Source organism: Frateuria sp., assembly GCF_013362045.1.
Lineage (GTDB): Bacteria > Pseudomonadota > Gammaproteobacteria > Xanthomonadales > Rhodanobacteraceae > Frateuria_A.
Genome location: NZ_JABFWW010000039.1, coordinates 1 through 20,664, shown reverse-complemented (window position 1 = coordinate 20,664; position 20,664 = coordinate 1). Strand labels below are relative to the sequence as shown.

General features: G+C 69.8%; 17 protein-coding genes. 7 read left to right on the top strand and 10 right to left on the bottom strand.

All coding sequences use genetic code 11. The annotated features are described in order from the left end of the window. Positions 1-881 (top strand): AI-2E family transporter (locus HOQ08_RS02005; protein ID WP_291190817.1); only part of this gene is annotated, 881 nt, incomplete at its 5' end. 15 nt (positions 882-896) lie between these two features. Here the strand turns inward: HOQ08_RS02005 and HOQ08_RS02000 are convergent. The 8 genes from HOQ08_RS02000 to HOQ08_RS01965 all read right to left on the bottom strand — a co-directional run bounded on the left by HOQ08_RS02000 (position 897) and on the right by HOQ08_RS01965 (position 12,766). Further along, positions 897-1,883 carry a hypothetical protein gene (locus tag HOQ08_RS02000; protein WP_291190815.1) on the bottom strand — a complete coding sequence of 329 codons (987 nt, stop codon included), beginning with the start codon at positions 1,881-1,883 and terminating at the stop codon, positions 897-899. Positions 1,884-1,992: 109 nt separating this feature from the next. After that, complete coding sequence (locus HOQ08_RS01995) at positions 1,993-2,745, bottom strand: response regulator (RefSeq protein WP_291190812.1); 753 nt, start codon at positions 2,743-2,745, stop codon at positions 1,993-1,995. After that, positions 2,742-3,854 (bottom strand): histidine kinase, encoded by a 1,113-nt coding sequence (locus tag HOQ08_RS01990; protein WP_291190809.1) that lies wholly within the window; start codon positions 3,852-3,854, stop codon positions 2,742-2,744. Before HOQ08_RS01990 ends, HOQ08_RS01995 begins: the two co-directional genes overlap by 4 nt. A 140-nt stretch (positions 3,855-3,994) precedes the next feature. Beyond that, the gene (locus tag HOQ08_RS01985; RefSeq protein WP_291190806.1) at positions 3,995-5,614 is read right to left on the bottom strand and encodes a hypothetical protein; all 1,620 of its coding nucleotides are present in this window, start codon (positions 5,612-5,614) and stop codon (positions 3,995-3,997) included. A 143-nt stretch (positions 5,615-5,757) separates the two neighbouring features. Then, positions 5,758-6,792 carry an NADP-dependent oxidoreductase gene (locus HOQ08_RS01980; RefSeq protein ID WP_291190803.1) on the bottom strand — a complete coding sequence of 345 codons (1,035 nt, stop codon included), beginning with the start codon at positions 6,790-6,792 and terminating at the stop codon, positions 5,758-5,760. Positions 6,793-6,817: 25 nt separating this feature from the next. Next, positions 6,818-8,251, bottom strand: a complete 1,434-nt coding sequence (locus HOQ08_RS01975) for an efflux transporter outer membrane subunit (RefSeq protein WP_291190800.1) — start codon at positions 8,249-8,251, stop codon at positions 6,818-6,820. A 1-nt stretch (position 8,252) separates the two neighbouring features. Further along, on the bottom strand, positions 8,253-11,441 hold the full coding sequence (locus HOQ08_RS01970; RefSeq protein WP_291190797.1) for a multidrug efflux RND transporter permease subunit: 3,189 nt from the start codon (positions 11,439-11,441) through the stop codon (positions 8,253-8,255). 128 nt (positions 11,442-11,569) lie between these two features. Continuing rightward, positions 11,570-12,766 carry an efflux RND transporter periplasmic adaptor subunit gene (locus HOQ08_RS01965; RefSeq protein WP_291190794.1) on the bottom strand — a complete coding sequence of 399 codons (1,197 nt, stop codon included), beginning with the start codon at positions 12,764-12,766 and terminating at the stop codon, positions 11,570-11,572. A 148-nt stretch (positions 12,767-12,914) separates the two neighbouring features. Here HOQ08_RS01965 and HOQ08_RS01960 point away from each other — a divergent pair, with 148 nt between their 5' ends. Continuing rightward, entirely contained in the window at positions 12,915-13,877 is a 963-nt protein-coding gene (locus HOQ08_RS01960) for a LysR family transcriptional regulator (RefSeq protein WP_291190791.1), read from the top strand. Positions 13,878-14,043: 166 nt separating this feature from the next. Here the strand turns inward: HOQ08_RS01960 and HOQ08_RS01955 are convergent, their stop codons facing one another. Continuing rightward, a complete protein-coding gene (locus tag HOQ08_RS01955; protein WP_291190788.1) occupies positions 14,044-14,841 on the bottom strand; it encodes an undecaprenyl-diphosphate phosphatase in 798 nt (265 codons plus the stop codon). 287 nt (positions 14,842-15,128) lie between these two features. Here HOQ08_RS01955 and glnA point away from each other — a divergent pair, with 287 nt between their 5' ends. Next, entirely contained in the window at positions 15,129-16,538 is a 1,410-nt protein-coding gene (glnA, locus tag HOQ08_RS01950; protein ID WP_291190785.1) for a type I glutamate--ammonia ligase, read from the top strand. A 70-nt stretch (positions 16,539-16,608) separates the two neighbouring features. On the opposite strand, the gene HOQ08_RS01945 is transcribed toward glnA, so the two are convergent. Next, a complete protein-coding gene (locus HOQ08_RS01945; protein WP_291190782.1) occupies positions 16,609-18,120 on the bottom strand; it encodes a DUF2235 domain-containing protein in 1,512 nt (503 codons plus the stop codon). 145 nt (positions 18,121-18,265) lie between these two features. Here HOQ08_RS01945 and HOQ08_RS01940 point away from each other — a divergent pair, with 145 nt between their 5' ends. The 4 genes from HOQ08_RS01940 to HOQ08_RS01925 all read left to right on the top strand — a co-directional run. Continuing rightward, the gene (locus tag HOQ08_RS01940; protein WP_291190779.1) at positions 18,266-18,673 is read left to right on the top strand and encodes a hypothetical protein; all 408 of its coding nucleotides are present in this window, start codon (positions 18,266-18,268) and stop codon (positions 18,671-18,673) included. Between the two features lie 47 nt (positions 18,674-18,720). Continuing rightward, complete coding sequence (locus HOQ08_RS01935; protein ID WP_291190777.1) at positions 18,721-19,611, top strand: DUF3034 family protein; 891 nt, start codon at positions 18,721-18,723, stop codon at positions 19,609-19,611. 14 nt (positions 19,612-19,625) lie between these two features. Further along, positions 19,626-20,105, top strand: a complete 480-nt coding sequence (locus tag HOQ08_RS01930; protein ID WP_291190774.1) for a group 1 truncated hemoglobin — start codon at positions 19,626-19,628, stop codon at positions 20,103-20,105. Between the two features lie 48 nt (positions 20,106-20,153). Beyond that, positions 20,154-20,664: histidine kinase dimerization/phospho-acceptor domain-containing protein (locus HOQ08_RS01925; RefSeq protein WP_291190771.1), on the top strand; the 511-nt coding region annotated here is incomplete at its 3' end.

Sequence of the window (20,664 nt, the reverse complement as noted above, 5' to 3'; positions counted from 1 at the left end):
GCCATCGCCTGCCGCGCTGGCTCACCGCCAGCGTGCTGATGCTCGCGCTGCTGGCCGGGCTGGGCGCCGGCGTCGGCGCGCTGGCGCAGCCGGCGCTGGGCTGGTTCCACGGCGCACCAGCGGCGATCAAGAGCTTCGTGCCCAAGCTGCGCAGCGTCACCCGGCCGCTGGAGGCGGCCAGCCGCGCCACGCAGAGCCTGGTCGGCGGCTCCGCCCGCAACGTGCCGGCGCAACCGACTGCGGTGGCGATCTCCGCCTGGGACGTGGTCTCCACCGCGCCCAAGGTGCTGGCCGCGGTGCTCACCGTGGTGCTGCTGGTGTTCTTCTTCCTGATCTACGGCGACTCGCTGCTGCGGCGGCTGGTGGAGATCTCGCCCGGCTTCGCCTACAAGCGCCACGCGGTGGAGATCGTGCGCAGCATCCAGCTCGAGGTTTCGCGCTACCTGCTCACCGCCCTGCTGATCAACGCCAGCCTGGGCGCGCTGACCACGCTGATGCTGTGGCTCTACCACATGCCCGACCCGTTCCTGTGGGGCGCGGTGGCGATGACCGCCAACTTCATTCCCTACGTGGGCGCCATCGCCACCACCGTCGTGCTGGCGCTGGTGGGCCTGATCAACGCCCACGACGTGGGCACCGCGCTGCTGCCGGCGCTGACCTTCGCCGGCATCACCGCGGTGGAGGGCAACCTGATCACGCCGATGATCCAGGGCCACCGCATGCGCCTGTCGCCGATCGCCATCCTGATCTGGCTGCTGGTGTGGGGCTGGCTGTGGGGCATCCCCGGCGCGCTGCTGGCGGTGCCGATGCTGACCAGCGCCAAGCTGATCGCCGAGCGGGTGCGCGGCTGGGGCTGGTTCGCGGTGATGGTGCAGCGCTGAGCGGCGCGCCCGTTTTCAATGGCCCTGCGTGTCCGGCGACAGCCCGTGGTTGCGCAGCACGTCGGAAATGTCCACCCGCCAGAGGTTGCGCGAGCCGTTGAGCGGCTCGCTCAGCCGCCGCTGCAACGATGCGGCGTCGTCGCGCGGCTTGGGGAAGCGCATCGGGTTTCGGCGGTTGCTCGATACATACAGCTCGCCGAAGCGCGGGCCCAGCGACGGTGCATTTTCCAGGCTGGCGCTGTTGACGTCGCCATCCAGGTGCTCCGGCTTGCTCCAGCGGCCGTCGGGCTGGCGGAAGGCGATGTAGATGTCGGCGCTGCCCAGCGCGTCGCCCTCGTTGCCGGCGAACAGCAGGAAGCGCTGCCGCGGATCGATGCAGGGATCCATGCGGTTGCGCGAGGGATCGCCAAGGTCCACGCGCTCGGGCGCCGCATAGCCCTTTGCCGTGCGGCGCGCGACGTAGATCTGGTAGAGCTTGCCCGAGTCGGGGCGATGGGCGGAGAAGTAGATGTCGCCGTTGGCCGCGACCGAGGGGTTGTACAGCTGTGCGCCGTCGTTGAGCGCGCCCTCGACGTGCACCGGCTCGCTCCAGCGGCCACCGGACTGGCGCTGCACGTACCAGAGGTTGGTGCCGGCGAAGCGCTGCCCCAGCAGCTCCGCCTCCAGCGCGGGTTCGCCCGCATGCAGTGGGCGGTTGGACACGAAGTACAGGCGCTTGCCGTCCGGCGCATAGGCCGGTTCGGAGTCGTGCCATTGGCCGGAGAAGGTGGCGACCTCGGGCTGCGACCAACCGTCGCCTTGCCGGTGCGAGACCAGGATGGTGTCGTCCTTCTCGGCGAAGTCCGAGCGCATGAAGAACAGCGTATTGCCATCCGGCGAGAACGCGGCGGACGTTTCCTGCAGGCCGGTGGAGATGACGCCGGGGCCGAGCAGTTCGGCCCCGGCCACCGTGGGGCCGGCCGCAGCGAGGGCCAGGGCAAGGGCAAGGCGGTGCAGTCGCATGCGGGGTTCCTCGTGGAGGGAGGCGCTAGCCTGCCGCGCATGCGTGGGCGCCGCCGCCGCTGTGTGACCAGCGGTGGCCGCGCCGGGACGGGCGGCCTGGCCGGTGTGCTCAGGCGATGCCGAGCGCGCGCTGCGCGTGGGCGCGGAAGCGACGGCTGAGGGTCAGCCGCGTGCCGTCGTGCAGCACCACCTCGGCGTTGCCCTGGAACAGCGGATGGATCTCGCGGATGCGTTCCACGTTCACCAGCGTGCCGCGATGGATGCGCAGGAAACGGCCGGCATCGAGCGTCGCCAGCAGGCCGCTCAGGGTCTCGCGGTGCAGGTAGGCCTGCCTGCCGACGTGGATGTGCACGTAGTTGCCGTCGGCCTGGATCCAGTCGATCGCCTCGGTGGCGATCACGCGGATGTGTTCGTCCACCCGCACGCTGATGCGTTGCGCCGGTCCGGCCATCGCCGGCACGCCGGGCGACGGCCGGCGCGCCGGCAGTCCGTGCCAGTGCCGCCGCACGCGCTCGATGGCCTGGTCGAAGCGCGCCTGGTCGATCGGCTTGAGCACGTAGTCCAGCGCATTGGCGTCGAAGGCGCGCAGCGCGTGCTGGCCATAGGCGGTGGCGAACACCACCATCGGCAGCGTGTCGGGCTTGAGCTGGTGCAGCAGCTTGAAACCGTCCAGGCCGGGCATGCGGATGTCCAGGAACAAAAGGTCCGGCGCCAGCGCGGCGACGGCCTGCAGCGCCTCGGCCGCGTTGCCGCATTCGCCGACGATCTCGAAGTCCGCGTGTGCCGCCAGCGCCTGGCGCAAGGCCAGGCGGGCCAGCACCTCGTCGTCGACCAGCACGGTGCGGATCGGTGCCGTGCTCATGCGGCGTGCTCGCGGTAGGGCAGGCGCAGTTCCACGCGCGTGCCGCCCTCGGACTTGGCGCTGAGCGCGAGGCTGGCTGCGGCGCCGAACAGCACCTTGAGCCGCGCCCGCGTGTTGCCCAGGCCCAGGCCTTCCAGCGGGCCATCCGGCGGCAGGCCCAGGCCATCGTCGTCGACATGCAGGCGCAGTTCGTCGCCCTCGCGGCGGCTGCCGATGCGCAGCCGCCCGGGCGTGGGCTTGGCCAGCAGGCCATGGCGCAGCGCGTTTTCCACCAGCGGCTGCAGGATCATGCTGGGCACCGCGGCGCGCAGGGTGTCTTCGGCCAGGTCGAGCTGGGTGCTCAGCCGGTCCTGGAAGCGCACCTGCTGGATCTCCAGGTAGCAGCGCAGGAATTCCACCTCGCGGGCGAGCGGAATCTCGGCGGCGTGGCGCTCCTCCAGCGTCAGGCGCAGCAGGTCGCTCAGCCGCGCGATCATCAGCCGCGCCTGCAGCGGGTCGGCCAGCGCCAGCGCGGAGATCGCGTTCAAGGTGTTGAACAGGAAGTGCGGCTGCAGCTGCATGCGCAGCGCCTGCAGTTGCGCCTGCGCCAGCTGCGTCTGCAGTTGCGCGCTGCGCAGCTGCTCGTCGCGCAGCCGCCGCCGCGATTCGAGGCCGCGCAGCACCACCAGGATGATCCAGTAGGTGAGCACCGCCAGGTGGTAGCTGTAGGCGAACTCCATGGCGACATAGCCGCCCAGCGTGCGCACCGGCATGCGCCCGGGCCCGCACAACATCCAGAACAGCGACAGCTGCACCAGCATCTGCGCCAGCGCTACCGCCAGCCCCGCCGGCACGTGCACGGCGCAAAAGCGGCGCCAGCCGCCGTCCGCGCCGCGCCGGCCCAGCCAGGCCACCAGCGGCACCAGCGCCATCCACAGCCAGAAGTTGGAGAGGTTCCACGCCAGCGCGCGCGACCATCCGGGCGGGTGGCCTTCGCTGATCGAGGACAGCCCGGCGCTGAGCGTGTACGACAGCGCCAGCAGGGTCCAGAAGGCGAATGCCAGCGCAAGGCGTTGCGGCCGTGCACTGGCAGTGGGTGCGAGTGCGATGCCTTCGCGGACCGGTTCCATCGCAGCTCTCCCGCGCAAGCCAGGGGCTGCAGTGTGCAGTCTGCCGGCGGCCGGGGAAAGCTGCATCATCGTCCCGCGGCGTGCTGCTTGAGCCAGGCGCCGAGCGCGAAGCGGTGGATGCGCCTGTCCGGCCCGCTGAACTAAAGGCTGGACAGATCCGGCGCCAGCCTCGATTCGATGCCCGAGGGCCCCAGAGCAATCGGCGTGCCCCAGCCCTGGCCCTGCGCGAAGGCCACGAAGATCGCGCTGGTGTTGGCGGTCGAGGGCGCCCGGTCGGAGCTGAACACGATGAAGGACTGGTCCGGCGCGATCGCCGGATCGTAGTCGGCCAGCTGGCCGTTGCTGAAGGACAGCGGTTCGGGCACCTGGTAGCGGCCCTGCGCGTAGCGGCTGCGGTACAGCCGGAAATGGCCGGTCGCCGGGTCCGGCTGCATGAAGTACACGCTGCCGTCCGCAGCCACGGCCGGCGCATAGATCGAGGTGCCCGCATTGAGCGGCATGGGCAGGCGGACCGGCGCGCCCCAGCCGCCGGCGGTGCGGTCCACGCGCCACAGGTTGCCGCCGCGCCCGGGTGCCGACTGGCCCTCGTAGGCGCCATCGAGCATGGCGCCACCGGGCTGCGGCGGCCGGTTGGAGACGAACAGCAGGAACGAGCCGTCCGGTGCCATCGCCGGTTCCAGGTCCATCCAGGCCTTGCCGGAGAAGGGCGCCGGCTGCGGTTCCGACCAGCGCGTGCCCTGCCGCTGCGAGACGTATACGCGGCGCGTCGCGGCGCGGCCGCGCGCGAACACCACCGTGCGTCCGTCACGGCTGAAGGCCGGGGAGGCGTCGTTGGGCAGCGTCCATGGCGCGTCCACCGCCGGGCCGGCGGCGATCCACGGCGCGAGCGACAGTTGCCACAGGTTGTCGTTGCCGCCCGCGCCGCCCTTGGCCGTGGCGCGGTCGCTGGAAAAGTACAGGGTGCGGCGATCGGGGCCGAGCTGGCCGCCCAGATTGCTGCCCTGGTTGGCGGCATCGCCCAGGTCCTGCGGCGCGGTCCAGCCGTCGGCCGTGCGGAAGGCGATCGCCAGGCGGTAGGCCGGGTTCGGCGGCCGCTTCAGGCTGACCACCAGGAACGAACCGTCGGGCGCGATGGCCGGGTCGCGGATCACCGTGTCCGCGTCGGCGAGCTTGACCACCTGGGGCGCGAGGTAGCGGCCCTGGCGGTAGGCCGCATGCATCAGATGCAGGGGCTGCTGCGCGCCGTCGCAGCCGATGTAGTAGAGGTCGCCATCGGCGGCGACGCTGGGCGCGAAGGTCGTCGGGCAGCTGTTCACCCGGTCGGGCAGGCGCACCGGTTCGCCCCAACCCGAGCCCTTGCGGTCGACCCGCCACAGGTTCATGCCGCCGCCGGTGTGGCGCTTGCCCTGGTAGGTCATGTCGATCGGCGTGTCGCCGCGGATGGGCCGGTTGGAGACGAACAGCAGGTAGGAGCCGTCCGGCGCCATCGTCGGATCGAGGTCGCGCCAATGGCCGGAGAACGGCGCCGGCTGCGGCGTGGACCAGCCGTTCCCGGTGCGCCGCGATTCCAGCACGGCGGAACCGTCGCCCGCGCCGCGCATGAAATACACCGTGGCGCCGTCCGGCGTGAACGCGGCCGCGCCTTCGCCGTCCGGCCCGGAGATCACGCCCGGCGCGAACAGCGTGGGCGCGTCCTGGGCGATGGCGAACGCTGGCAGAGCGCCGGCGAGCAACAGGCTGAGCAGGCAGATCCGATGCATGGGGCGTGTCCCGGTGACGCCCGCTCGTGCGGGCCCCGGCAGGCTAGGTCCATGGGGCATGGCCGTCGTGCGCGATGGGACAAGCGGTCGCGCCCGCGTGGCGAGCGGCGCGATCCGCCCGCCGGCAACGAGGCGCGGCCGGCTCAGGCGCCGGCGACGCGCACCACGCGCTTGCCGAAGTTGCGTCCCTGCAGCAGCCCGATGAAAGCCTGCGGCGCGTTCTCCAGCCCGTCCACGCGATCCTCGCGCGACCTCACCTCGCCCGATGCGAGCCAGCCGCCCATGTCGCGGCGGAATGCCTCGAAGCGGGTGGCGTAGTGGTCGAGGATGATGAAGCCCTGCATGCGGATGCGTCGCTGCAGCACGGTGCTCATCGTGGCCGGCAGGCGGTCCGGGCCGGGGTGGTCGTCGCCCTCGTTGTAGTGGGCGATCACGCCGCACACCGGCACCCGCGCATTCGCATTGAGCAACGGCAGCACGGCATCGAACACCGCGCCCCCGACATTCTCGAAATAGACGTCGATGCCACCCGGGCAGGCGGCGGCAAGGCGTTGGGGCAGGCCGGGCGCGCGATGATCGAGGCAGGCATCGAAACCCAGCGCTTCCACTGCATGGCGGCACTTGTCGGCGCCGCCGGCGATGCCGACCACGCGTGCGCCCTTGAGCCCGGCGATCTGGCCCACCACCGAACCGACCGCGCCGGTGGCGGCGCCCACTACCACCGTCTCGCCGGGTTGCGGCTGACCGATGTCGAGCAGGCCGACATAGGCGGTGAACGCGGGCATGCCCAGCACGCCCAGCGCCAGCGACGGCTCAGCCAGGTCGCCCAGCGGCTGCAGGTCGCTGCCATCGGACAGCGCGTAGTCCTGCCAGCCGGCGTTGCCGAGCACCAGAGCGCCGACACGGAGCGTCGGATGGCGCGAGGCGACCACACGGCTGACCGTGCCGCCGATCATCGTCGCACCCAGCGCCACGGCCGGCGCATAGGAAGTGCCGGCGGGATCCATCAGGTTGCGCATGTAGGGATCGAGCGACAGCCAGAGCGTGCGCAGCAGCACCTGACCATCGTCCGGCACCGGGACGGCGGAGGACTCGAGGCGAAAATCCTCCGCCCTCGGCAGGCCGCGCGGGCGCGCGGCGAGCACGATGCGGCGGTTGGCGGTATCCGTCGGGACCATGGCGGCGTCCTCGTACCTCATCGCATCAGCGCGCCGCAGCCAGCGCGCCGCAGCGCTCGTCGGCGCAGGCCTGCCAGCCGCCGCCGAGCGCCTTGTACAGCGCGATCGCGCGCAGGTTGATGCCGGCTTCGGCCTCGGCGAGCTGGTCTTCGGCCGACAACTGCGTGCGCTGGGCGTCGAGCAGCTCCAGGTAATCGATGGCGCCGGCGTCGTAGCGGATCTTCGCCAGCTTCGCGGCCTGCTCGCTCTGCTCCGCCTGCTCGAGCAGATGCTGCACGCGCACGCGCTGCTGGTTGTAGCCGACCAGTGCGTCGTCGACGTCTTCCAGCGCGCGCAGCACGGTGCGCTGGTAACTGGCGAGCGCCGCGTCCGTGCGGGCCTCGCTGGCCTTCACGCCCGAGCGCACGCGCTGCACGTTGAGGCCCGACCAGCGGATGCTGGGCGCGATCGACCAGGCGCGCGTGGACGGGCTGCCGAAGTCGTTGCTGCGCCCGGCCAGGAAGCCGAGGAAGCCGCCGAGCTGCACATGCGGGAACCACTCGGCCTTGGCCACGCCGACGCGCGCGGTGGCGGCGGCGAGCTCGCGCTCGGCGATGCGGATGTCCGGCCGGCGCCTGAGCACGTCGTCGGCGTTGCCAATGGCGAGCACGGTATCGATCGGCGTGAAGTGCGCGCTGGAAAGGTCCACGTCCAGCGCGCCGGGGCGCTCGCCCAGCAGCACGGCGAGGCGGAAGCCGTCGGCCTGCGCCTGCGTCTGGAGCACCGGCAGCGTGGCCTCCACGCCGGCCAGGCGCGCACGGGCGCTGGCCACGTCCTGCTGCGAACCGGTGCCGAGCGCGGCGCGGCTCTGGATCAGCTCCAGCGCCTCGCGCTGGTTGGCGATGTCGCGCTGCGCCACCTCGATGCGCAGCTGCGTGCCGCGCAAGTCGAAGTAGTTGCGCGCGACTTCGGCGAACAGCGTCACCTGCGCATCCTGCAGCGAAGCGGCAGCCGCCTCGCTGTCGGCGCGCGCGGCCTGCACGGAGCGGCGCACGCCGCCGAACAGGTCCAGCTCCCAACTCGCGTCGAAGCCGGCCTGGTAGGCGGTCGTAGTGGTGCGTTGCGTGCTCACGCCCGGCGTCTGGCCACGGCTGCGCGTGTAGCTTGCGTCGGTCTCGATGTCGGGCCATTGCGCGGAGCGCGCGGTGCCGAGCAGGGCGCGCGCTTCGTCCAGATGCGCCAGCGCGATCTTGAGATCCGGGGCGTTCTTCGCGGCGCGGGTGATCAGGGCGTCGAGCGTCGGATCATTGAACTGCTTCCACCAGTCGGCCTGGAAGTCGGCATTCGACTGGCGTGCGGCGTCGACGCCCTGCAGCGCGACCGGCTTCTCCGCCGGATGGTGGTAGTCCGGACCGACGTTGATGCAACCAGCCAGTGCAAGCGCGCTGGCGAGCGCGCCGGTGCGAATCAGCGAAATCATCTCAATGCTCCTCAAACGCCGTCGGCAGCGTGGGATGGCGCACGGCACGCCGCGCCGCCGCGCGCTCGCTCCAGCCGCGCACGATCACGTAGAACAGGGGGGTGAACAGCAAGCCGAAAAACGTCACGCCCAACATGCCGGAGAACACCGCCACGCCCATCGCGTGGCGCATCTCCGCGCCGGCGCCGTGCGAGGTCACCAGCGGCACCACGCCCATGATGAAGGCGAAGCTCGTCATCAGGATCGGGCGCAGGCGCAGGCGCGCCGCTTCCAGCACCGCCTTCCAGCGGTCCAGCCCTTCGTGGATCTGCGCCTCGCGGGCGAACTCCACGATCAGGATGGCGTTCTTGCAGGCCAGGCCCACCAGCACGATCAGGCCGATCTGGGTGAAGATGTTGTTGTCGCCGCCGGACAGCCACACGCCGGCGATCGCGGACAAGAGCACCATCGGCACGATCAGGATCACCGCCAGCGGCAGGGTCAGGCTCTCGTACAGCGAAGCCAGCACCAGGAACACCAGCAGCACGCACAGCGGGAAGACGAGCACCGCGGTGTTGCCGGCGAGGATCTGCTGGTAGGTGAGCTCGGTCCATTCGTAGCTCATGCCGTTGGGCAGGTTGTCCTTCGCCAGCTTCTCCATCGCCGCCTGCGCCTGGCCCGAGCTATAGCCCGGCGCCGGGCCGCCGTTGATCTCGGCGGTCGGATAGCCGTTGTAGTGCTGCACGCGGTCGGGGCCCACGCCCTGCTGCACCTTCACGAACGAGCCCAGCGGGATCGCCTCGCCGGCGGCGTTGCGCGTCTTCAGCTGCAGGATGTCCTTCGGCTCGTGGCGGAATCCCGGCTCGGCCGAAACGTTGACCTGGTAGGTGCGCCCGAAGCGGTTGAAGTCGTTGACGTAGAGCGAGCCCATGTAGGCCTGCATGGTCTGGTAGACGTCGGCCAGGTTCACGCCCTCGGCCTTGGCCTTCTCGCGGTCCACCTCGGCGTCGATCTGCGGCACGCTGACCTGGTAGCTGGAGAACAGCCCGGCCAGCGCCGGCGTCTTCTGGCTGGCGCCGATCAGGTTCTGCGTCTGCTTGTAGAGCTCCTCGAAGCCCTGATCGCTGCGGTCCTCGATCTGGATGCGGAAGCCGCCGATCGTGCCCAGGCCCATCACCGGCGGCGGCGGGAACACCGCGATGTAGGCGTCCTGGATGGCCGCGTACTTCTGGTTCAACGCACCGGCGATGGCACCGGCCGAGAGCGCGGGATCGGTACGATTCTCAAACGGCTTCAAGGTAACGAAGACGATTCCAGAATTCGGCGAGTTGGTGAAACCGTTGATCGACAGGCCCGGGAACGCCACCGCGCTCTCCACGCCCGGCTGCTTCAACGCGATCTCGCTCATGCGGCGGATCACGTCCTCGGACCGGTCGAGCGAGGCGGCGTCCGGCAGCTGCGCGAACGACACCAGGTACTGCTTGTCCTGCGAAGGTACGAAGCCGGTCGGCACGTGGATGAAGCCGAACACGCCCAGCGCCACCAGCGCACCATAGATCACCAGCGCCGGCGCACCCTTGCCGAGCACGCGGCGCACGCCGCCGACGTAGCGGTCCGCGCCGCGCACGAACAGGCGGTTGAACGGGCGGAACAGCCAACCGAAGCCGCGGTCGAGGAGGATGCTGAAGCGGTCCTTCGGCGCGCCGCGTTCCTTCAGCAGCAGCGCGGACAGCGCCGGGCTCAGGGTCAGCGAGTTGAACGCCGAGATCACCGTGGAGATCGCGATGGTGAGCGCGAACTGGCGGTAGAACTCGCCGGTCAGGCCGCTGATGAAGGCCGCCGGGATGAATACCGCGCACAGCACCAGCGCGGTGGCCACGATCGGACCGGTCACCTCGGTCATCGCGCGGCGCGTGGCTTCCTTCGGTTTCAGCCCATGCTCGATGTGCCGCTCGACGTTCTCGACCACCACGATGGCGTCGTCCACCACGATGCCGATCGCCAGCACCAGGCCGAACAGCGACAGCGCGTTCAACGAGAAGCCGGCCAGGTACATCACCGCGAAGGTGCCCACCAGCGACACCGGCACCGCCACCAGCGGGATGATCGAGGCGCGCCAGGTCTGCAGGAACAGGATCACCACCAGCACGACCAGCAGGATCGCCTCGAACAGCGTGTGCACCACCGCCTCGATCGAACCGCGCACGAACACGGTGGGGTCGTAGACGATCTTGTAGTCGACGCCCTGCGGGAAGTCGGCCTTCAGTTGCGCCATGGTGGCGCGCACTTCGTCGGAGATCTGGATCGCGTTGGAGCCGGGGCGGGCGAAGATCGGCAGCGCCACCGCCGGCTTGTTGTCGAGCAGGCTGCGCAGCGCGTAGTTGTTGGAGCCCAGTTGCACCCGTGCGACGTCGCGCAGGTGCGTCACCGCGCCATCCCTGGTCGTGCGCAGCACGATGTTGGCGAAGTCGTCCTCGTTGACCAGGCGGCCGCGGGTGTTGATGTTGAGCTGGAAGGCCGCGCCGTTCGGTGCCGGCGGCGCGTTGAGCGAACCGGCGGCCACGTCCACGTTCTGCTCGCGGATCGCGTTGACCACGTCGCCGGTGGTCAGGCCGCGCATCGCCAGCCGCTCGGGATCGAGCCACACGCGCATCGAGTACTCGCCGGCGCCGAAGATCTGCACGTCGCCCACGCCGTCCAGGCGCGCCAGCTGGTCCTTGATGTGCAACCGCGCGTAGTTGGACAAATACAGCATGTCGTAGCGCTGGTCGGGCGAGATCAGGTGCACGACCATGGTGAGGTCGGGCGAGCTCTTCTGTGTGGTCACGCCGAGCCGTTGCACTTCCTCCGGCAGCCGCGGCAGCGCCTGCGCCACGCGGTTCTGCACCTGCACCTGGGCGTTGTCCAGGTTGGTGCCCAGCGCGAAGGTCACGGTCAGCGTCATCGCGCCGTCGCTGGTGGCCTGCGAGGAGGTATAGAGCATGCCCTCCACGCCGTTGATCTGTTCTTCCAGCGGCGTGGCCACGGTGGCGGCGATCACCTTGGGGTTGGCACCGGGATAGCTGGCGCGCACCACCACGGTCGGCGGCACGACTTCCGGGTATTCGCCGATCGGCAGCTTGAACAGCGAGATCGCGCCGGCGATCACGATCAGCACCGACAGCACGCCGGCGAGGATCGGACGCTCCACGAAATATTGGGCGAGTTTCATCGGATCGATTCCTGGTATTCGCTCCGCTGCCTGCGCAGCGGGGCGGAAACGAGGTGCCCGCCGCGACGGAGGGCGCCTCTTTCCTCAAGCCTCCCCCTGCATGCAGGGGAGGAAGTCATGGCGTTGCGTCAGTTGCGCGAGGCGACCTTGCCGTTGCCGCCGCCAGCCTTGGCCAGGCGGTTGCCGGCATCGAGGCTGCGGCTCTCCATCGCCACCAGCGTGGGGTTGACCGCCATCCCGGGGCGCACGTGCTGCAGCCCATTGACCACCACCACGTCCTTGGCGGTGAGGCCGTCGGTGACCACGCGCAGGCCGTCGACCAGCGGGCCGAGCGTGACCTTGCGGTACTCGACCTTGCGGTCGGCATCGAGCACGTAGACGAACTTGTTGCCCAGGTCGGTGCCCACTGCGCGTTCGTCGATCAGCGCGCGCGGCTGGCGGCTGGGCGTGCGCAGCTCCAGCCGCACGTACAGGCCCGGCGTGTAGCGGCCATCGGCGTTGTCGAACACCGCACGCAGGCGGATCGTGCCGCTGCCGGCGTCGAGCTGGTTGTCGATGAAGTCGATGCGGCCCTGGTGCGGGTAACCGTCTTCATCGACCAGGCCCATCGCCACCTGCGGCGCCTCGCCGCGCTGGCGGCGCAGGGCGTCGAGCTTGAGGTAGCTGTGTTCGTCGATGTCGAAGTAGGCATACACCGGGTCGACGCTCACTACGCTGGTGAGCACGTCCGCGGGCGTGACCAGGTTGCCGGCGGTGATCCGCGCGTTGCTGACGCGGCCGTCGATCGGCGCGCGCACCTCGGTGAAGCCGCGGTTGAGCTGCGCCGCTTCCAGCGCCGCGCCGGTGGCCGCGGCCTGCGCCTTGGCGCTGGCCGCGGCGGTGACCAGGCGGTCGGCCTCCTGCGTGGAGATCGCATGCTGGGCCAGCAGCTTCTGCGCGCGCTCGGCATTGGACGCGGCCAGCTTCTGCTCCGCGCGGGTCTGCTCGAGCGTGGCGGCGAGGCGGTCGACCTCGGCCTGGTAGGGCCGCGGGTCGATGGTGAACAACAGGTCGCCCTTGCGCACGCGCGTGCCTTCCTTGAAATGCACGGCGGTGACGTAGCCGCTCACGCGCGGATGCACCTCCACCGTGTCGATCGCCTGCAGGCGCCCGGTGAAGGCGTCGGTATCGCTGACCGGGCGCACCAGCGTCTGCGCCACCGTGACCGCGGGCGGCGGCGGCGCGCCGGCTTCCTGTGCGTGGCTGTCGCCATGGCCGCCGAGCACCGCCCAGCTGCCGACCGCCACGGCCGCGGCCAGGCTCAAGAGGATCCATCGCTTCTTCATACTGCGCTCCCGGGTCTAAATTAGTGCACCGATCGGTATAGGACCGGCAGAGGCCCGGGAGAATAGGTACACTTACCGGTACAGAAAACCGCAGTCTTGTGCAATGCAATAGTGACGACGAGTCACGAATAACCCTGGAGTCGGCTCAATGGAAGACTTCGCAGCAATCTCCGCCTTTGTCCGCGTGGTCGAAGCCAAGAGCTTCGCCGCCGCCGCCGCCCAGCTGGGCATGACCCCTTCGGGCGTGAGCCGCGCGGTGTCGCGGCTGGAGGAGCGCCTGGGCGCGCGCCTGCTGTTCCGTTCCACCCGCGCGCTGCGGCTGACCGACGACGGCGCGGTGTTCCACGCCCGCTGCAAGGACATCCTGGCCGACCTTGCCGAGGCCACCGAGGCGCTGGGCTACGCCAACCGCAAGCCGGTCGGCAAGCTGCGCGTGGCGTTGTCGCTGGCGGTCGGGCGCGCGGCGCTGATCCCGCGGCTGACCGAGTTCGAGCAACGCTATCCGGACATCCGCCTGGAACTCTCGATGAGCGACCTGCCTGCCGACATGAACGGCGAAGGCATCGACTGCGCCGTGCGCGTGGGCGAACTGGAGGATTCCAGCCTGATCGCGCGCAAGATCGGCTACCTGCGCAACGTGGTCTGCGCCTCGCCGGAATACCTGGCCCGCTATGGCGCGCCGGCCACCATCGACGAGCTCAAGCAGCACCGCTGCATCAACTATGTGTATCCCAACGGCCGCCCGCGCCAATGGCAGTTCGATGGCCCGCACGGCCCGATCTCGGTCGACGTCGATGCGCACCTGCTGATCAACGACGCCGAGTCGGTGATCCAGGCCGCCGCCGCGGGCCTGGGGATCACCCAGGCCCCGCACATGCTGGTCGCCTGCATGCTCGACCTGGGCAAGCTGCAGCTGGTGATGCCCGAGATCCGCTCCACCGGCAAGCCGGTGTGGATCGTCTACCCGCAGAAGAAGCACCTGTCCGCCCGCGTGCAGGCGTTCATCGAATGGGTGCGGGAGCTGTTCGAGCGCACCAACGAGCCGCAGTTGCGGATGCCGGCGCGGGGGAGCGGCAAGGTCGAGCAGGGCGCTCCCGTGGCCGTGGCTTGAGCCGCGGCGTCCGCAACCGCCCGAGCCCAAAGCTGTTACATCGCGTGGCGCGTGCCGCGGCGCGGCAGGTGCGCCGACCCTGACGGTTCGAGGCGAGTCGGCAGCAAGCTGCGTCCGGTGCGACCGCTGCCAGGAACGCGGATCGGGTGGGTCGCCTGCCCGGCCTTCAACCGCCTACCGGCAACCAGAGCAGCAGCGCCACGCCCAGTGCGATGCGGTAGATCGCGAACGGCGTGTAGCGGTGGCTGCGGATATAGCCCAGCAGCCACTTCACCGCGATGAAGGCGACGATCGCCGAGACCACGAAGCCGAGGGCTAGCGCGTTCCAGTCCTCGTGCGCGGCGCCGCCGCCCCTGAGCACCTTCAGCAGTTCGTAGCCGGAAGCGGCATACATCGTCGGGATGCCGACCAGGAAGGCGAACTCGGTGGCCGCCGCGCGGTTGCTGGTGCCGGCCAGCAGCGCGGCGAAGATGGTGGCGGCCGAGCGCGAGGTGCCGGGAAAGATGCCTGCGATCATCTGCGCGATACCGACCAGGATCGCCACGCGCCAGGTGACCTCGCTCCGATCCGGCTGACGTGCGGCCAGCGCCTCGGCGCCGAGCATCCACAGGCCGCCGATGACCAGCGCCCAGGCGACCGGCGCCACTGTCTCGGGCAGCTTGAATCCGTGCTTCACCGCAATGTAGCCCAGCACCGCGGTGATCAGGAACGCCACCGTGAGCTTGGCCAGGTAGTCCCGGTTGATCGGATCGCGCCACTGGGTCAGCAGCTCCCACAGGCGCCTCCAGTAGATCAGCGTCACCGCCAGGATGGCGCCGGCCTGGATGCCCACGTTGAACAGGTCCGAACGCGCACCCAGCCCGAGTTTCTCCGCGATCAGCAAGTGGCCGGTGCTGGAGATCGGCAGGAACTCGGTGATGCCCTCGATGATGCCGAGCAGGATGACGCGGACCAGGTCACTCACTAACACTCTCCGGAGTGTGCCGGCGACCGGCACGAAACGGCATAGCTTACGGGCAAGCGGGGTGCTTGGCGTGAGCATTCTGGCGCACGTTTATGGTGCAATGATTGCACCAGGGCGGCGGGTTGAAGAATCCCCCGTCCTGGTCCGCAAGAACCCCCGCATCCACGCCGCTGCGGCCACTGGTCTCGCGTTCCGTGCCTTTGCGCCGGGGCCGCTTCCGCCGCGAGGCCGCTGGCACGCGCATTGCAAGGGTGCCGCATCCCTTTCACCGTTCCGAGGCTTTGCCCATGACCGCCCAGAAAGTGCTCGACCTGATCGCCGAACACGACGTCGAGTTCGTCGACCTGCGTTTTGCCGACATGCTCGGCAAGCACCACCACGTGACCTTCCCCGCGCATGCCATCGACGAGGGCACGTTCGAGGACGGCAAGATGTTCGACGGCTCCTCGATCCCGGGCTGGAAGGGCATCAACGAGTCGGACATGGTGCTGCTGCCCGACCCGGACACCGCGCACCTGGATCCGTTCTCGCAGCACAAGCAGCTGATCCTGCACTGCGACGTGCTGGAGCCCTCCACCATGCAGGCCTACGGCCGCGACCCGCGCTCGATCGCCAAGCGCGGCGAGGCGTTCCTGAAGTCCACCGGCATCGCCGACACCGCGTTCTTCGGGCCGGAGCCGGAATTCTTCATCTTCGACTCGGTGCGCTGGCAGAACGACATGGGCCGCGTGTTCTACGAGATCGGCTCCGAAGAGGCGGCGTGGTCCTCGCGCTACAAGTACGACGGCGACAACACCGGCCACCGCCCGGGCGTGAAGGGCGGCTACTTCCCCGTCTCGCCGGTCGACTCGCTGGGCGACCTGCGCGCGGACATGTGCAAGGTGCTCGAGTCGCTCGGCCAGGTGGTCGAGGTGCACCACCATGAAGTGGCCAACGCCGGCCAGTGCGAGATCGGCGTGAAGTTCAACACGCTGGTGAAGAAGGCCGACGAGCTGATGACGATGAAGTACGTCATCAAGAACGTGGCCCACCAGAACGGCAAGACCGTGACCTTCATGCCGAAGCCGATCGTGGGCGACAACGGTTCGGGCATGCACGTGCACCAGTCGCTGGCCAAGGACGGGCAGAACCTGTTCGCCGGCGAGCTGTACGGCGGCCTGAGCCAGCTGGCGCTGTGGTACATCGGCGGCATCTTCAAGCACGCCAAGGCGATCAACGCCTTCGCCAACTCCACCACCAACAGCTACAAGCGCCTGGTGCCGGGCTTCGAGGCGCCGGTGATGCTGGCCTACTCGGCGCGCAACCGCTCGGCGAGCTGCCGCATCCCGTACGTGTCCAGCCCCAAGGGCCGCCGCATCGAGGTACGCTTTCCCGATCCGATGAACTCCGGGTATCTCGTGTTCACCGCGCTGATGATGGCGGGGCTGGACGGCATCATCAACAAGATCGACCCGGGTGCGCCGGCCGACAAGGACCTCTACGACCTGCCGCCGGAAGAGGAAAAGAACATTCCGCAGGTGTGCGCGAGCCTCGACGAGGCGCTCAACGCGCTGGACAAGGATCGTGACTTCCTCAAGGCCGGCGGCGTGTTCACCGACGACTTCATCGATGCCTACATCGCGCTGAAGATGCAGGAAGTGACGCGCTACCGCGCCAGCACGCACCCGCTGGAATTCCAGATGTACTACGCGATCTGACGCGTCCAGGCCATCCACGGCGAGGCGAGGGCCTGGGCGCCATCGCCTTCGCCGTGCGCGGCAGCAGCGATCAGATTCGCTCGACCGTCAGCGCCACGCTGCCGTGGTTGTTGGCGTATGCCTGCCAGGCGTCGTTGGCATAGGCATAGAGGTAGCCGCTGGCGGCGGGGGTGAAGCTGCAGCCCTCGCCGATGACGAAAGTCTCGCCCTGGCCATCGCCGGTGCCGTTGGCGGCGAAGCCGATCAGCGCGAACCACGGCGCCGATTCGATGCGGCGGGTGAACCAGAAGTCGCTGTTGCCATGGGTCGCCGCGTTGAAGACGTTCTCCACCGCGCCCAGCGCCGAGGCTGCGAGGCGCGCGACGTCCGACGCGTGGTGGCCGCCGACCTCGCCGCCGGCCGGGGAGAACTTCACCTCCGCGTCCAGCCATTCGCCCGAGGCGCCGAAGCGGTAGCTGGCGCCAGCCTCCAGATACAGGCCGGCGGCGTTCCAGCGTTGCGAGGCGAATACATCCAGCGTGGCCCGTTCGCCCGGTGCGAGCAGGCGGGTGGGCCAGTACTCGCCCTCCGCCAGCGGCGGGTCGGCCTGCCGGGCGAGCGCGCCTGGATGCAACAGGCCTGCCTGCACGCTGGACGCGGTCACCTGCACCGCTGCGCGCGGCTGGCTGGGGCCGAGCTTGAAGAGGCCCTGGCGGGAGTCGTGCAGTACGCCCTGCGGATCCGGATGCAGCTGCGCCCGCGCGCCGTTGCGCAGCCGCAGCCCGCACGCGGCCGCCTCGTCGAGCATCCATGCCAGCGCGATGTCGGACAGGCCCGCCTGCGCGTAGCCGCCGCCGACATCGCCATGCACGCCGGAAAACCATACCTGGCGCACCTTGTCCGGGCGGCGGATGTTGGTCCACAGCGTGGGCTGGAAATCGGCGCGGCGTTCGTCCAGCGCCACCGCATGGCGGGCGTTGAGCACCAGCGGGCTGATCTTGGTGTCGTGGAACTGGTAACGGCGCGGGTCGCCGATGAAGCGCAGCACCGACAGCTCCAGCGGAATGCCCAGCGCACCCACCGTGTCCCACACGCCCATGAAATGGATCGGCACCGTGCCGGCCGCGGGCTGCCCGGACGCCACGTCGTGGAAGGCGTAGCCGGCGGCGTTGGCGAACGGCTGCCCCGAACGGTAGGCCTCGAACACCTCGCCCACCCGCGCCCACACCTCGGCCGGCGCGAGCGTCGCGTCGGAAAGGTCCAGCAGCCCGCTGTGCGCGAGCAAGCCGCCCAGGCTGCGCACGGTGTACGCGCCGCGGCTGAAGCCGAACAGGAAGATGCGGTCGCCGCTGCGATAGCGCACCGCCAGCCACTGGTAGGCGCTCATGATGTTGCGGTCCAGCCCCGCGCCCGTGCCGCCCCCGACCAGGTGGTCGAGCAGCCCGCCGCTGGTGCTCACGCCCGGGTGGTAATACGCCAGCTGCTGCGCGTCCTTGACCACGGCGTTGTAGAGCTTGGCCACGTTGGTCGGCGCAGGCAGCCCCTGGTCGGTGTGTTCCAGCGTGTTCCAGGTGCCGTCGCAGCAGACGATCAGTTGGGTCATGGCCGTGTCCTCGCCGGGTCGCGCACGGCCAACCGTACGCGCGCCGCGGTGGCCGAACCGTCGTCGCCGTCGCAGGTCGGCATGCATCCGCGCGGTCGATCGGCGCGTACCTGGCAGGACGGCGACGGGCCGCAGGGGAGCGTGGATGGACAAGCGAACGGGGTGGTGGTGGATCGCGGCTGGCATGCTCGCGATGGCGGCGGGCGCGGTGGCGCAGACGATGCCCCGGCATGGCGGGCAGGGCCGGCTGGTCGATGGCGAGGGGCGCGCGCTGTACGTCTACGACGCTGACGCAGTGCCCGGGCAAAGCGCCTGCAATGGGCCGTGCGCGGTCGTCTGGCCGCCGCTGGAGGCGCCCGCCGCGGCATCGGTGCCGCAGGGTTTCGGCGTGATCGTGCGTGCCGACGGCCGCCGCCAGTGGTCCTGGCACGACCATCCGCTGTACCGCTATGCCGGCGATGCCACGCCAGCCGACACGCGCGGCGATGGCCTCAACGGCAACTGGCACCTGGCCGTCGACGCCGCTGCATCCGATCGCGCCCTCCATCCGTAAGTGCATCCGGCGGTGCGCTCGAGCGCATCCACAGACAGGGAGACACCATGCACAAGCAACAGGGGATCCGGGCGCGCCTGCTCGGTGCGCTTCTCATCGCGGCGGCGGTACCGGGCCTGGCGATGGCCGACGATGCCGGCGCCAGCGGCAAGCTGCTGCTCACCGGCGGCGTGAGCCAGGTCGAGGGCGCCGCGGGCGGCGGGCTTACGCCATGGGCGCTGATCGGCGGCTACGGCACGCGCGACCAGATCGGCGCGAACGCGTTCTACACGCGCGTGAACCTGCCCGACTACCATCTGGACGATGCCGGCGTGATGGTCGGCCTGTACAACCGCGTCGAGCTCTCCTACGCGCAGCAGCGCTTCGACACCGAGGACGTCGGCGCAGCGCTCGGCCTTGGCCGCGGCTTCACCTTCCGGCAGGACGTGGTGGGCGTGAAGGTGCGCCTGTTCGGCGACGCGGTGCTGGAGCAGGACAGCTGGCTGCCGCAGGTCTCGATCGGCGCGCAGTACAAGAAGAACGACCAGGACGCGATCGTCAAGTTCGTCGGCGCCAAGCGCTCGCAGGGAACCGACTACTACATCAACGCGACCAAGCTGTTCCTCGCCCAGAGCCTGCTGGTCAACGCCACCGTGCGTTTCACCAAGGCCAACCAGATCGGCATCCTCGGTTTCGGCGGCGACCGGCACGACGGCTACCAGGCGGAGCTGGAAGGTTCCGTGGCCTACCTGCTCAGCCGCCAGTGGGCGATCGGCGCCGAGTACCGCATGAAGCCGGACAACCTGGGCATCGCGAAGGAAGACGACTGGTACGACGCCTTCGTCGCCTGGGCGCCGACCAAGCACGTCTCGGTCACGCTGGCCTATGCCGACCTCGGCAACATCGTCATCAAGGATCACCAGCGCGGCGTCTACGCCTCCGTCCAGTTCGGCTTCTGACAAGGAAACACATCATGATCAAGCAAACGCTGCTTTCGCTGGTGCTTGCCGTGGGCTTCGGTGCCGGCGCGCTGCACGCGCAGGACGCCATGCCCGCCTCCCACCCGGCGGCCGACCCGGCGCCGCGCGACCCGGCGCTCAAGCCGGTGTTCGAGGAATTCGGCGGCAAGGCCGGCCTCGTCGCGCTGATGGACGATTTCATGGCCAACCTGATGGCCGACCCGCGCACGCAACCCTTTTTCGCCAACGTCGACCGCGAGCACGTCAAGGCCGAATTGGTCGACCAGTTCTGCGTGATCCTCGATGGCCCGTGCACCTACACCGGCAAGAACATGGAACAGGTGCACCGCGGCCTGGACATCCACCGCAGCCAGTTCAACGCGCTGGTGGAGGACCTGCAGAAGGCGATGGACAAGCACGGCATCCCGTTCCGTGCACAGAACAAACTGCTGGCCAAGCTGGCGCCGATGCACCGGGAGGTGGTGACCCGCTAGCCCGGCGGCAACATTGCACCAACAGGGCGCAACAACCATCATGGTGCAATGAACCAAGCCCACTGGCGCACATGGGCGGAGCAGGCGACGACCGGGCTGGGCCTGGTCGACGCCCGCCTGCGCCTGGCCTGGCTGAACCCGGCGCTGGCCGAGATGCTGGCGCTGGGGCCGCGGCGCGCGGTGGGGCAGCCGCTGACGGCGCTGCTGGGCGATCCGGCGATCGAGGCGCAGGCGGCGCAGGCGCGCGACGGCCAGCGCACGGTGCGCTGGCGGGACCTGCCGCTGGGCGGGGAGCGCCACGTCGACGCCACGCTGCAACCTCTCGCGGCCGATACGCTGCTGCTGGAAGTGCACGCGCTGGCGCCGCCGGCCGGCGAGGACTCGCCCGTGTCGGCCAGCCTGCGCGGCTTCGCGCACGAGGTGAAGAACCCGCTGGCCGGCCTGCGCGGTGCCGCGCAGTTGCTGCAGCGGCGCGTCGGCGAGAGCGAGCTCAAGGCGCTGGCGGGCATGGTGATCGCCGAGGCCGACCGGCTGGCGGCGCTGGCCGACCGGCTGCTGC